This window comes from Bradyrhizobium hereditatis, from assembly GCF_020329435.1.
Taxonomy (GTDB): Bacteria; Pseudomonadota; Alphaproteobacteria; order Rhizobiales; family Xanthobacteraceae; genus Bradyrhizobium; species Bradyrhizobium hereditatis.
Window position 1 is genome coordinate 23,817 of the sequence record NZ_JAGKJK010000022.1, and the last position, 13,417, is coordinate 37,233.

The 13,417-nt window shown below is 60.4% G+C and carries 13 protein-coding genes; 3 read left to right on the top strand and 10 right to left on the bottom strand.

Annotated features, from left to right (window positions below; genetic code table 11):
- Positions 1 to 38 precede the first annotated feature (38 nt).
- The gene (locus tag J6524_RS33060; protein ID WP_225678086.1) at positions 39 to 353 is read right to left on the bottom strand and encodes a hypothetical protein; all 315 of its coding nucleotides are present in this window, start codon (positions 351 to 353) and stop codon (positions 39 to 41) included.
- 226 nt (positions 354 to 579) lie between these two features.
- Here J6524_RS33060 and J6524_RS33065 point away from each other — a divergent pair, with 226 nt between their 5' ends.
- Complete coding sequence (locus J6524_RS33065) at positions 580 to 780, top strand: hypothetical protein (protein WP_225678087.1); 201 nt, start codon at positions 580 to 582, stop codon at positions 778 to 780.
- Between the two features lie 813 nt (positions 781 to 1,593).
- The gene (locus J6524_RS33070) at positions 1,594 to 1,836 is read left to right on the top strand and encodes a hypothetical protein (RefSeq protein ID WP_225678088.1); all 243 of its coding nucleotides are present in this window, start codon (positions 1,594 to 1,596) and stop codon (positions 1,834 to 1,836) included.
- A 422-nt stretch (positions 1,837 to 2,258) separates the two neighbouring features.
- On the opposite strand, the gene J6524_RS33075 is transcribed toward J6524_RS33070, so the two are convergent.
- The 4 genes from J6524_RS33075 to J6524_RS37760 all read right to left on the bottom strand — a co-directional run bounded on the left by J6524_RS33075 (position 2,259) and on the right by J6524_RS37760 (position 6,418).
- Complete coding sequence (locus J6524_RS33075; protein WP_225678089.1) at positions 2,259 to 3,260, bottom strand: SphA family protein; 1,002 nt, start codon at positions 3,258 to 3,260, stop codon at positions 2,259 to 2,261.
- Between the two features lie 235 nt (positions 3,261 to 3,495).
- The gene (locus tag J6524_RS33080; RefSeq protein WP_225678090.1) at positions 3,496 to 4,926 is read right to left on the bottom strand and encodes a DUF1254 domain-containing protein; all 1,431 of its coding nucleotides are present in this window, start codon (positions 4,924 to 4,926) and stop codon (positions 3,496 to 3,498) included.
- Between the two features lie 146 nt (positions 4,927 to 5,072).
- Positions 5,073 to 5,738, bottom strand: a complete 666-nt coding sequence (locus J6524_RS33085) for a hypothetical protein (protein WP_225678153.1) — start codon at positions 5,736 to 5,738, stop codon at positions 5,073 to 5,075.
- 131 nt (positions 5,739 to 5,869) lie between these two features.
- On the bottom strand, positions 5,870 to 6,418 hold the full coding sequence (locus J6524_RS37760; RefSeq protein WP_312002525.1) for a helix-turn-helix domain-containing protein: 549 nt from the start codon (positions 6,416 to 6,418) through the stop codon (positions 5,870 to 5,872).
- A gap of 41 nt (positions 6,419 to 6,459) precedes the next feature.
- Between J6524_RS37760 and J6524_RS33095 the strand changes: the two genes are divergently transcribed.
- Positions 6,460 to 7,497, top strand: coding sequence for an AraC family transcriptional regulator (locus J6524_RS33095; RefSeq protein WP_225678092.1), 1,038 nt, complete (start codon positions 6,460 to 6,462; stop codon positions 7,495 to 7,497).
- A gap of 89 nt (positions 7,498 to 7,586) precedes the next feature.
- Here J6524_RS33095 and J6524_RS33100 read toward each other — a convergent pair whose 3' ends face one another.
- From J6524_RS33100 to J6524_RS33120, 5 genes are read right to left on the bottom strand one after another with little or no spacing between them, the layout of a single operon-like run.
- Positions 7,587 to 8,555, bottom strand: a complete 969-nt coding sequence (locus tag J6524_RS33100; RefSeq protein WP_225678093.1) for an ABC transporter ATP-binding protein — start codon at positions 8,553 to 8,555, stop codon at positions 7,587 to 7,589.
- Complete coding sequence (locus tag J6524_RS33105; protein WP_225678094.1) at positions 8,552 to 9,544, bottom strand: ABC transporter ATP-binding protein; 993 nt, start codon at positions 9,542 to 9,544, stop codon at positions 8,552 to 8,554. Before J6524_RS33105 ends, J6524_RS33100 begins: the two co-directional genes overlap by 4 nt.
- Positions 9,544 to 10,461, bottom strand: a complete 918-nt coding sequence (locus tag J6524_RS33110; RefSeq protein ID WP_225678095.1) for an ABC transporter permease — start codon at positions 10,459 to 10,461, stop codon at positions 9,544 to 9,546. The genes J6524_RS33105 and J6524_RS33110 overlap by 1 nt, the downstream gene beginning before the upstream one ends.
- The gene (locus J6524_RS33115; protein ID WP_225678096.1) at positions 10,427 to 11,386 is read right to left on the bottom strand and encodes an ABC transporter permease; all 960 of its coding nucleotides are present in this window, start codon (positions 11,384 to 11,386) and stop codon (positions 10,427 to 10,429) included. Before J6524_RS33115 ends, J6524_RS33110 begins: the two co-directional genes overlap by 35 nt.
- A 22-nt stretch (positions 11,387 to 11,408) precedes the next feature.
- A complete protein-coding gene (locus J6524_RS33120; RefSeq protein WP_225678097.1) occupies positions 11,409 to 13,205 on the bottom strand; it encodes a peptide ABC transporter substrate-binding protein in 1,797 nt (598 codons plus the stop codon).
- Positions 13,206 to 13,417: the final 212 nt, after the last annotated feature.

Below are 13,417 nucleotides of genomic sequence, written 5' to 3' on the forward strand. Positions count from 1 at the left end.
GTGCCCTCGCGTGAGGCGCACTGCGGTTAGTCGCGATTTCAGGCGCTCCGCTTTGGAAGGTCGCCAAGGAGGTTCGACAGCTTGACCGCAAGCCTTCGAAGCCGCGTATTTTCTTCGAGCAAGCGCCCGACATTGCTCGCGCCCTGAACCGGCGCCTGATTGTTGCGAAGGTAATCGACCTCGTCGAGCAGGGGCGACAAAGCCGCGAGCAGCTTTTCGTCCTGATCCGGCGTGCCATCTGCCGGACGTATGTGACCAGCTTCGTGCAGTGGTACGACGTTGCTGGCACGTTCGACACTTCGATAGGGGATGACGCGGGTCGGTCCGTGATGCGGCGGATGTTCGATACTCATGACAAGTTCCTGATCACAAGGTGGCCCGATCGTGGGTCCAGCGACCAGCATTCCAATGAGTCGACGGCAAATTTGCGTCGGAAAGACAACGGCGAAGTGGCTTGGCCGAGAAGCCACACATCGCTCACGTCACACGGCAGATCGGATTGGGCCAAATTTTTGACGTATCGCCGGACTTTCTGACGTCTGCGCGGGCTGGGGAGCCAAACCATTTTAGGGGCGATCGATGACGGATTTCCTGACCAATGCAGATCACTGGCGAAAGCGCGCGGAACAGACGAGGGCACTGGCTGCGACGGCCGCCAAGGACCAAGGCCGCCTGCTCAAGGTAGCGGAGGAGTACGACCGTCTGGCAGCGCATGCCGAAGGGCGGCGAAGCGCTGCAGTGCCGACTGGTTCCTACGTTCCGGCAAGCCGGCCCGAATAAATCTGCTTTGAAACGAAAACGCCGGAAAGGCGCGCATTTCCGCTTCGGCAGGCAGCATGGGGATGCTGTCGAGGGCTGGAAACGCGCCGGCGTGCGCAGATGTGTGACCTGCAAAACACAACTGCCAAGCAACGTTCAAAGCATTGTGATCGCGCGATTGCAGCCGAATCAACGAATCGCCTAGACCGTTAGCGGGGCTGGGAAGCGGAGAGTTAGTATGAGAGTCGCTTCCTTAGAAAGTGTACTGACGGCGGCTACGCTGGTGTTGGCCATCGTCATCGTGCTGTGGGGAATCAAGATTTTCCACGGTGTGTGAACAGGGCAAGCTGGCGTCGAACAAGAGGCCTCCGATCAAGAGAGGTTCGCGACAAAAGCATACTTCCGCGGCGGCGGAGGCCTTTTTCATTTCTAGTTGCCGACGCATAGTTTCGCCGGGGGCTTATCCCTTCCGATGCGTATCAGGTTTGGTTCACGGTCTGCGCGCTGTTCCGCGCAGGGCCGCAACAGCTATTGGTTTTAGAATCTTCAATGCATTTCGGCTATTACCTGATGATCGCAGCGCTCGTGCTGATCGGCCTGGAAGTTCTTTACCGACTCTATCAATTGGCTGCATTTCTTTGAGATCGCACGCATAGGATGCCGTTTTAGATGCGACGGCTCTGGGGATTCGCCGCAATCACGCCGCTTTAGCGCCGGGGTCGCCCGCGCGCGATTCGCAATTTAGTCGCAAATTTGCCTGCCGACTCACCTCATTCTCCGCGCGCGACAGGCGAACTGGGGGCAAGTCCGCATTTTAAAATTGGAGTATCAATCATGCGAGTAGACCATCCGCAGCTTAATAAGCGAGATCGCCGCGCTGAACCTTCATTTTGGGTTGAGGAACCGACCGACGACGCACTTTCACTGCTTGAGAACGCCCTGAGCGGGGATGAGCCCGCCGTTCGCCGCGACGAACACATCGACGAGACCAACGCGCTGATCGAGGAGAATGCGAGGCTTCGCGAGCTTCTCTCCCAACTTTCGGACCTGATCCGCAAAAACGGCATTTCGCGCTAACAACACGATCGATTTCGGCCCCGCCCCGGCGAAAGCGGTTGAACCGCTGTCGGGGCGGTGCCGCGTCTTTCTGTACCAGCCTACTTCGATTTCAGCGCCCCCGCCGCATAACACACATCACACACATCGGGTGCTTGGGTCCGGCAAGCCTGATGTCTGCTTGGCCGCTAATAGCGGCGCAATACAGTCTTTCAGCGGAGACCGGAAAAGGGTCAGAGGGCGACAACGGCAGGTGACTAGACCAAGCCGGCTTAAGCGTCTAGCAAGGGACATCCTGAGGACGTCCAGCTACTTCCGTTAGGGCCACTAGCCCATATTGGATGAGAGGCCAGAAGGTCGCTATGCGCCAGCAGCTGCCATTATGTGCTGGAGGTGAGCGCCTCCTCCAATGGCAATGCTGCTGCGTCGTTGCCGTGGCGTGTCTACTTCGTATTTATTCGCCGGGTTGATGTCACGGTGCTGCTCGGCGCCATCGGCGAGACCGAGAACGTCAGCCACGTATTCCAGCCGGCCGGGCGATTCTCCGCGGCGAACTCTCCGTATCCTTTGAGGTTCAGATAGCCCTGCATATCGCCTACGGGAAACAAAAAGCCGATTTGCGGACCGATGCCGAGCACCCGGGAGCGGAAGCCGCCCAGAGCCGGATGCTGGCCAAAGTCATCGGTGATCTGCTGATAGGCATAGCCCACAAGACCGATGAAAGCCTGCTTTGATAGAAACTGAGAGGCCCCCCAATCCACGTGGAAGTCGATACCGTTCTGGTACTGGGTGTCCTGGTTCTTGAAATTGTAGGTGAGGCCGGCGACAGCCGAAAACTCGTGGCCGGCCTGCGGATTGAAATAGGTGTAGCCGCCGCCGGCGTCGATCGCGGCGTGACCGATGCCGAGATTGGCGAGGCGGGTTGGACTGTAAGCCCCGACCGGAATGTCACCCGTTACGTAAGTCATGAAGTTGTGCACGCCAGCGTTCCACTTCAGCGTTGCCAGCGGGTAGAGGTCGCCAACCGACGTGATCGAATCGCCGAAGCTGCCAGTGCGCGTTATCGCCAGCGGGCCGGCTGCCGCTGTCAGTGTTCCGGCAAGATCTGCGCTCGACCGTCCGAACAGTCCGGTCACGCCGATGGCAAGTTGTCCGCCCAGCACCGGCGTTGCGAATGTGTAAGTGGGATTGAGCAACACGAGATCCGCCTGCGCATTCAGGCGCAGGTTTAGGTCGACGTTTACCGTGGCGGGGATTCTGCCGGCGTGAATCTCCCTGGCGGCCGCAGCATTGCCGAAAGCGCTTACGCTGGTGTGATAGTAAACTTCAGCCATCGACCAGCCCGGGACTTGAGGGGTCGCCGCAAGGCTGCCGAAACGGCCGGGAAGCCAGTATGAAACGCCACCTTCGTCGGCATGGACGGTTGCCGCCGGGATTGATGTCATCGCCATAGCCGCGGCGATGGCTGCATTTCTGAATGAGAAACGGACACTTCGCCTTGTTTCGCTTCGTCCAATGGGCTGTCTTCTTCGAAGATCAACTCGCCACATCACACCCCCTGCATTTGAGAGTACCGCGCAACGAACCTTGCTGCCCGCAATGATTGTTCATCTCGCGCGGTACGGCTCCGGAACGATTGGACTCATGCCGGCACTGTAGCGCCGGCATGAGTCCGGCTTCTCAAGCGCCGACCTTCCTGGCGGCAGGAACCGTCCATGTGCCATTGATGATCGACGGGTCTGTTTCCTGCGGCCAATACATGCGCAGCATGAGTATGAAATCTCCCTCAGGCGCGGGAAGCCAGTTTGATTCCTTATCTTTGCCCGGAGAATCCTTCTGGATGTAGAGATCGGTCGAGCCGTCCGGGTTCTCCTTCAAATTTTCCCGGGCGCTGATCGAGTAGCGGTTGATCGGATTCTTCACAAAGAAGTAGCCGCTGTCGTACATCGTGAGCGACCAAAATCCCTCCGCCGGAGGCAGGTGGCCCTTGGGAAACCGCATCACGTACTTGTTCGCGCCATTGTACTTGTGGCCATCCGCATCCTTTTGTGAAACCGGATATACCGCGTCCTGTGGACGATTGGCGCCGAGACCGATCGCGGTCACCAAAGCCCGCATCAGATAGTCGGTGCCGTAGATGCCGGTTCTCGTCGTGAAGGCAAACCCGTTCTCGTCCCTGACGGCCTTGTTGACCTTGAACTGAAGCATGATCCGGTCAAATGACACTTCCGGCACGCGCCTCAGGAAGTCCGCCTTGAGCTTGCTCTCGTCAAAATCCTGTCCGGGGACGATGCCGATGCGGGCAAATTTGGCAAGCTGGGGCGCATCTGCTGCGTAGGGCGGATTGGTTTTCATGAGCTCGCACAGCAGCTTGAAATACGACACCGCATCCATGCGATTGACCTGTTCGCGAACAGCCGTTTTCATGTCAATCGACGGATCGACTTTTCCCGGAGGCGGCGTGTACGCACTGCCGTAAGCGCTGAGCGGAACGAGCTTGCACTCATCCTGCAGCTTGTGGACGGCGGCGTAATCCTCCGGCGTGCCAGTGCAATAGATCCGGCCGAGCAGCCACACGATGTTGGTGGGCGACTTGTACTCCTTCACACCGGCTGGCAGCGTGCCTTTCCACCCGGGCCCAGTGATCGCGTAAGTCTGCGCGCCGGTGCCAGTGGTGCGCTTCCCGGGCACCTGAAACACTGTCGTCCAGCCGTCCAGCATCGGCATCAGGAAATAGCGCCCCTTCATGTCGGGGATGCTCAGGACCCACGGTTCTTTTCCGACGTCGAAGAAAGAAGTCGTGTAGAGCGTGTCCGCGTTCGGCGCGGTGACATCCCTGAACGAGGCGTCGGGATACTGGCGCAGCTTGATGATCTGGCCCATCGGGCCACGCGTGCCCACGGGTTCGGCGACGTTGGTGATGATCCGGCGGGTCATCTCCATCGTCACCAAGGGATAGCCGAATATGTAGGCGTCGCTCGCGAGCCAGAAGTCCTCCAGTCCCTGTCCCACTCCAAGAAACGAATCCTGAGCGAGTGCCGATTGTGCAGCGGCCGCTCCTGCCAGCAGCCCCATTCCACCAAATGCCAGGGATCGACGGGTGATGTCCATGGTATTTCCTTTCAAAACTCAACTGACGGCGTTTCGATTTCAGATTTGGCTCATCCCGAGAGAACAACGGTGATTCTCGTAACGGAGATAGGTTCGGAAAGACTGCGCAGTGCTGCAGCGGCCACGATGCCGCCAGCCCGCGCGGCTCAATAGCAAGGTGGATAAGGATAGTATCCGCACCGCGGTGCGTAGGGGTAAACCGCAGCTCCGGCTACGGCGGCCGCTCCCGCAACGGCAGCGCCTCGGTAGAAGGCACCGCGCCAGGCCGTTCGGCGAGCGACACCCGCAAAGGATAGTGGCGTGAACGGCCGGCCAATGATGTCGATAAAGACCGATGCCGGTCCATCAGCTCCCGCAAGATCGCCTTCGAGAATATCGACATCGAAGGTCAGCTTGTCGCCCTCGAGCCTGGGCGATTTCAGTACGACGACGGCATCGGCCACCGAGGATCCATCTTTCTTGAATCCGGACACGGTGGCGTTCGGAGGATCTTTCGCGAAGTTATCGCTGCCGCTACCCCAATCCTCGACAATTCGCGACGTAAGATCGTGGCCGGCCGCTCGCACAGGTCGATCGGCAAACACGATCGCATTCGGTGAAATGCCGGTCAGTACCAATTTGCCGTCCTTCAGGCTCGCACCGCGCGAGTTGAGGACAAAGAGAGAGGGTACGACTTCCGGCTTCGCCTGGCCTATGGATTTCTCAAGTGGAATGTGCGGCTTATTCTCGGGTGCAGATTGAGCAAGAAGCGTCTGGGGGAAGGCTACCAATACGGCAGCGCAAACTGCAATCAGAGCTGAACGAAGAGTCATGTTTGTTTTCTCCTTTAACTCCTTTTGGGAGCCGGGCAATCTCTTCGCTATGCATTTCGCGCCAATTCAGATCGCGCGTCTTGCCATTTCGCGCCAATCATCCGGAATAGTCAGCGGTAAAGCGCGCAAGGTCACTTGCGTTGGCACGACTGCCCATGCTTTCGGGCAAGTTGCTGCTGTCTGTAAATGACAGGTTGAATTTTCATCAAACGTACAAAATTGCGGCTGAAGCTGCTCGCGTTGGTATACCCAACGAATTTGGCGATATCCGACAGGCGCTTGCTTGGGTCCAGGAGCAAGCGGCAGGCGATGTTCAAGCGAACCTCCGCGAGCATTTCGCTGTGACTCGTGCCCATGCGGCCGAGATGCCGCTGCAACGTCCGCGAGCTGATCTTGAGGGCGCGAGCGGTACTATCGAGAGTTGCGTCACCGTGTCGCAGCGACGCGACAATGACCGCGCGGACCGCTTGGACTGAAGGCAACCGGACAGCTCTCATCGGTTGGTGTGAGGCGTGAAGCCCATGCTCCCTCAAGAGAAACCGATGCTTCGATCTAACAGCGTTGCGGCGACGAATCTGGCCATCAGCCGCCAAAGTTTTCGTCAAATGAGATTGGTCAGGCGCGTTCTCCGCATGCCTGACGCTCGTCCAACAGGATAGGGGCAAGAAGATCATTGGCATGCTAGTCTGTGGTCGCGGCAGCTTCCTGGGCAGGTAGTATAATGACGCTTATTCCATTGACGCGTTGCCAATTTCTCATGCCTTTTGCTGAAATTCATTCTGAGATAGGCGGCCCCACGGCGTCGCTTCTTGCAAAATTTCAGCTACCTACGTCTTTGGAAGAGAAAGCGGATCACTACGTGCCGCTGTTGTCGGCCGTTCGCTTCGCGACGGCCGCCCAACAGACGCAAGGCCTGTCAGAGCTGGCATTTCGAGCAGCACAGCTGCTCTCATTCGAGCATTTGAGTGAAGAAATGCGAACTCGAATCCGCCATTCACCTACCTTGCTGGCCGCTCTCCAGCACATGTGTAAGTGGGCTCCTATCGAGGATACAAATCTCCGTTTGTGGCTGGAGCCGCGCGACAAAAACGTGAAGATCTGCAGCAGGCTCATTGGAACGAAAGGTATCTCCCATCTTGAGATGTCCCAATGGCTTCAGAACATTTTTGTCATGCACATTGTCCGCCAATTCGTGGGCGCAAACTGGACACCGAAAGTCATTGCGTTTGAAGCAAACTATACACCGAGCATTGAGGTTCAATCGCACTGGCCGAACACCCGTTTTATGTCAGGCCAGAGGGCCTCATGGATCGAAGTGCCGCTGCAGTTCTTGAGCCATCCCAATCCCATGGATGTCGTTCCATCGAATTTGCCCGAGACGGAGCGGCAGCCTTTCGGCAATGACGTCGTCAGCGTTCTCAAATTGACCCTGCCATCGTATCTGGACGAAGGAGGCCCTGCGCTGGCCCAGGCGGCCGAGATGGTTGGAGTGAGCGTTCGAAGTCTGCAGAGGAAGCTTTCATTGGCTGGGCTGACATATTCGAGACTGCTGGAGCAGGTCCGCTTCCACAATGCGATAAAGCTCCTGAGCGATACCGAGAACAAGATTATCGACGTGGCGTTTGCATCGGGTTATGCCGATCCAGCCCACTTTACTCGCGCTTTCCGCCGGATCTCCGGTCTTACGCCGCGAGAATTTCGAGACGGAAGGAGGAGCGAGTTAAATGACCTCGACGGCTCGAGGCGGGCGATTGACTGACGGTTCCGGATGCTCAGGTGTTTGGCTGCCACCACACAAGACTGTCTCATCGACAAGCTCGGCAACTAGTGGCACGGAACCCATCGCCATCAGGCCAGGTGGCAGGCCACGAAATGTCCATCGCTGCCTTGCTTTAATTCCGGCGCGCTCTCGCGGCAGCGGGCCTCGGCGATCGGGCAGCGGGTGTGGAAATGACAGCCGCGCGGCGGGTTCATCGGGCTCGGCACGTCGCCCTGCAGGCGGATCCGCTTGCGCTTGACCTTGGGGTCCGGCACCGGCACGGCGGAGAGCAGAGCCTGCGTATAGGGATGGCGGGGATTGCGGTAGAGATCGCTCGCACTCGCCAGCTCGACGATGCGGCCCAGATACATCACCGCCACGCGGTCCGAAATATGCTCGACCACCGAAAGATCGTGGGCGACGAACAGATAGGTGAGGTGGAGTTCGCTCTGCAGATCCTCCAAGAGATTGATCACCTGCGCCTGAATCGAGACGTCGAGCGCGGAAACCGGCTCGTCGCATACGATGAATTTCGGCTCGACCGCAAGCGCGCGCGCAATCACGATGCGCTGGCGCTGGCCGCCGGAGAATTCGTGGGGGTAGCGGCGCATATGATCGGCCTTCAGCCCCACCTTGACCAGCAGGCTCGCCACGCGATCATCCCGCTCGCTCGCCGAAGAAGCGAGGTCGTGGATGGTGAAGGCCTCGCCGAGGATCGCACCGACGGTCATGCGCGGATTGAGCGAGGCAAAGGGATCCTGGAACACGATCTGCATGTTGCGCCGCACGGCGCGCAGGTCGCCGCCGGACAGGTTACGCACGTCGTGCCCGTCGAAGACGATTTCGCCTTCGCTGGGCTCGACGAGGCGCAGCACGCAGCGTGCCGTGGTGGACTTGCCGCAACCGGACTCGCCGACCAGCCCGAGTGTTTCGCCGCGGTTGACCGTAAACGACACGCCGTCCACCGCATGGACGCGCCCGACCTCGCGCGACAATAACCCGCCCTTGACGGGAAAGTGCTTCTTCAGGCCGCTGACGCGCAGCAAGGGTTCGCTCATGACGTCACTCCTTGCGTATCGCCAAGATGACAGGCCATGCGATGGCCCGGTGCGACCTCGCGCAGCACCGGCTCCTGCTCGGCGCAGCGTGCGAAGGCATGGCGGCAGCGTGGTGCGAAGCGGCAGCCGGGCGCCGGATTGATCAGGATTGGCACCGAGCCGCCGATCGCCTCCAGCCGCGTCTTTTGCTTGCTGTCGAGGTCTATGCGCGGGATCGAGCGGATCAGGCCCTGCGTGTAAGGGTGGCGCGGGCTTTCGAACAGGCTTTCGACGTCGGCCTCTTCCACCACCTTGCCGGCATACATCACCACGACCCGCTGCGCGGTTTCCGCTACCACCCCCATCGCATGGGTGATCAGCATGACCGCCATGCCGAAGCGTTCTTTCATGTCCTGCAAGAGGTCGAGGATTTGCGCCTGGATGGTCACGTCGAGCGCGGTGGTCGGTTCGTCAGCGATGACGAGCTTGGGCTTGCAGGCGAGCGCCATCGCGATCATGACGCGCTGGCGCATGCCGCCCGAGAACTGATGCGGATAGTCATGCACGCGCGCTTGCGCGTTCGGGATCTGCACCAGCTTGAACATCTCGACCGTGCGGGCGAGCGCATCCTTTTGCGAAAGGCCCTCGTGGCGCCGCAGGCTTTCGGCGACCTGCTCGCCGACGGTCAATACCGGGTTGAGCGAGGTCATCGGCTCCTGGAAGATGAAGCCGATATCCTTGGCCCTGATGTCGTCCAGCTCGCGACTCGAGAGCGGCACGAGATCGCGGCCCTCGAACATGATCCGGCCTTCGACGATGCGCCCCGGCGGCATGGCGATGAGCTTTAAGATCGACATCGCCGTGACGGTTTTGCCGCAGCCGGACTCGCCAACCACGCACAGCGTCTCGCCCTTGTTGAGCGCGATGTCGACGCCGTCAACGGCCTGAAGGATGCCGTCGTCGGTGGCGAAGTGGGTTTTGAGGCCTTTGATTTCGAGCAGCGGCGCCATCAGATCACCCGCCGCGCATCGAGCGCATCGCGCAGGCCATCACCGATGAAGTTGATCGAGACGACCGCGACAAAGATCGCGCCACCCGGAAACAGCGCCCAATGCGGGCCGATGTCGAGAAAGTCCTTGGCGTCAAAGAGAATGCGGCCCCATGTCGGCGTATCCGGCGGGAAGCCGAGGCCGAGAAACGACAGCGTCGATTCCGCGATGATCGCAGCCGCCACGTCGATGGTGCCGGCGATGATGACCGGACCGACAGCGTTGGGCAGGATATGTCGCACCACCTGGCGGACGGGGCTGGCGCCGAGCGCGCGCGCGGCCTCGACGAATTCCTTCTCGCGCAGCGAAAGGAACTGCGCGCGCACCAGACGGGCGACCGGCATCCAGCGCAGGCCGCCGATCACGAGCACGATCAGAATGAAGATGCCGCCTTCGGGTCCGAACGTGGCCTTGAGACCGTCGCGGAACAGGTAGATCAGCAGCAGCAGAAGAGGCAATTGCGGCAGCGAGAGGAAGAGGTCGGTGAGCCACATCAGCGCATAGCCGAGCGCGCCGCGCGACATGCCGGCGAGCGCGCCGATCAGCGTGCCGACGATGACGGATACCATCATCGCCGCAAGGCCGACGGCGAGCGAGATACGTCCGCCATAGATCATGCGGGCGAGAATATCCTGGCCGAGATCGTCGGTGCCGAAGGGGTGCGCGAGCGAGGGGCCCTGCATGCCCGCAATGACGTCGATCTCGTTAATGGGGATGCGCCAGACGAACGGGCCGATCACGACGGCCACGATCAGCACCAGCAGCATCATCGCGCTTATGGTCGCCGGCCGATGCCGGCGATAGCGCCGCCAGGTCTCGCGCCAGGGCGAATAGGCGCGCCGCTCAGCGGAAGGAAATGCGAGGGTCGAGCCAGCCATAAAGGATATCCGCGATCAGGTTGAACAGCACCACGAGACAGGCGAAGACGAAGGTCACGGCCATCACGACGGGCGTGTCGTTGGAGAGAATGGAGGAGATCAAGAGCGATCCGATGCCTGGAATGCGAAAGATCTGCTCGGTGACGATGGCGCCGCCGAACACCGCGGGCATCTGCAGCGCGATCAGCGTGACGACCGGAATCATGGCATTGCGCATGGCGTGCTTGACGATCACCTTGGCTTGCCCAAGCCCCTTGGCGCGGGCGGTGGTGACGTAATCGAGCCGGATCACGTCCAGCATCGCCGAGCGCACAAAGCGCGTCATCGAGGCCGCCTGGAACAGGCCGAGTACCATCACAGGCATGATGGCCTGCCGGATCTGCTCGAACAGCCAGCGGAAACCGGTGGCCTTGATGTCGCCTGAATAGACGAAGGGCAGCCAATCCAGCGTCACCGAAAAGATCAGGATGAACAACAGCCCGGTGAAGAACGTCGGCAGCGAGAAGCCGATGAAGGCGAAGGTGTTGGCGATCTGGTCGAAGATCGAGTAGGGCCTTGTCGCGGCGTATACGCCGACCGGAATGGCAATCAGCAGCGCCAGTATTTGCGCCGAGCCGATCACGTAGAGCGTGGCCGGCAGGCGCTGCAGAATGAGCGTGTCGACGTCCATCCGGCTGACGAAGGAGAAGCCCCAGTCGCCCTGCGCCATTGCCGCAAGCCAGCGCAGATAGCGGATATGGATCGGATCATCGAGGCCGAACTTGGCCCGAAGCGCCGCCGCCACTTCGGGCGGCACGTTCGGGTTGGTGGCGAGTTCGCTGAAGGGATCGCCTGGCGCAAGCGCCAGGACGATGAACAGGACGAGCGAAATGCCGAGCAGGCTCGGGACGGCGATCAGAAGGCGACGCAGGACATACTGACTCATGAGGGAATGATCCCGCTCGAGATTATCCCGTCGCCTCCCGGTACCAGTCGAACAGATTGTCGGTCTCGTTGGCCCAGCCGCTGACGACGGGACGCAGCGTATTGGCGGCCGCTTCCACCTTCAGGCGGTGCATCACCGGGATGAAAACGATTTCCCGCATCATGATGTCGTTGGCCTTGATGTAGAGCGCGGCGCGCTTGACCAGATCGGTCTCGGCCTCGGCGGCGTCGATCGTCTCGTCATATTCCTTGTTGACCCAGCGCGGGAAGTTCACGCCCTGCCATTTGTTCTCCTTCGTGGCGACGTTGCGCGAATGATAGCGGCGCATATGCTGCGCCGGGTCCGGCTGGCTCATCGGGATCTGGAACATTTCGAGGTCGGCGTAGAATTTGGCGTAGGTGTCGGGGTTGGCGACGTCGGAGGAGAAGAACACCGAGGCGACCACCGATTTCAATTCCACATCGATGCCGGCTTTCTGGCAGGCCTGCTTGACGATCGCCTGCGTCTTCTGGCGCGGGCCGTTGATCGCGGTCTGGTACAGCAGCTTCAGCTTCTTGCCGTCCTTCTCGCGGATGCCGTCCGCACCTAACTTCCAGCCGGCGTCATCGAGCAGCTTGGCCGCCTTCTCGATGTTGAATTCCCAGGTCGTGTTCTTGGAGACGAATTTCTCTGGGCCGTTGAGGAAATTGGGCGTGACGCGACCGGCGCGGCCGTAGATGACTTTCTTGACGGCCTCGCGGTCGACCAGCATGGAGAGCGCCTTGCGCACCGCAGGGTCCGAGAACAGCGGATGCTTGGTTTTCATGGAGGAGCGCTCGCCGTCGACCTCGGTGTTGGGATCGGTGTTGTTGAGCGCGATGAACTCGGTGTCACCACCGACCGCATAGACAGTCTTGCCCTTGCCGCCCTTTTCGAGGCGCAGCAGAACGTCGTCTTCGACCTGGATGTTCCAGCCGAAATCATATTCACCGGTCTGGATCACGGCGCGCGCGGCCGATACGGCATCGCCGCCGCCCTTCATCTCGATGGTGTCGAAATGCGGGCGGTTCGGCATGTGGTAGTCGGGATTGAGCTCGCCGCGGATCAGATCGCCCGGCTTGAACTCGATGAACTTATAGGGACCGGTGCCGACGGGGACGAGGTTGTTGGGGGCCTCGCGCGACTTGGCGCCCTTGTAGTCCGCGAACAGGTGTTTCGGGATGATGCTGCCGGGGGCGCCGACAAAGGCATCGGCCCAGAACGGCGTCGGCTTCTTGAAGAGGATGCGGACGGTGAGATCGTCGACCTTCTCGACGGTGATGTCACGGTGAACGCCGATGGTCACGGTGGCGGTGGCGGGATCGCGGGCGTATTCCCAGTTGAACACCACGTCGTCGGCGGTGAACGGCTTGCCGTCGTGCCATTTGACGCCCGGCTTGAGCTTCCACGTCACCGATTTGCCGTCGGCGGCGAGGCCACCGTTCTGCAGCGAGGGAATTTCGGCGGCCAGAACCAGCTTCATGTTGCCGTCCGGATCCCAGCAGGCGAGCGGCTCATAGAACAGGCGCGAGCCGTCCTGGTCCTTGGTGCCGGTGGCAAAATGCGGATTGAGCAGAGTGGGGCCCTGCCACCACAACAGCTTCAGCGCGCCGCCTCCGCCGCGCTTGGTTGGCTTGTAGGGGGACGGGCTCTCGGCCATGGCCACGCCGCCGATGGCGAGCAACTGCGTGGCCATGGGTGCGGTGAGACCGAAGGCCAGCATGCGCTGAACGAAGCCGCGGCGGTCTATGCGCCCGTCCTTCACCTTGTCAATCATGGTTCGCAGCTCATGGTCCAGCATCGTTCGTCCCCGTCATGTTCTGGCATGGGTTATGGCGCGCCGCCGGACGGCAGCGCGTGGGTGTTCGCCGGTAAGATGGCACATCAAATCGTCCCGAGGTCAACGGGTGGCTGTCGACAATCGGCAGGATGGACAGCGCATGTGATTTCCACTTGGGCAGAAACGCGTTCCGACGCTCATCGCGTTGGCAATCCGGCGGTCCTGGCACGTCA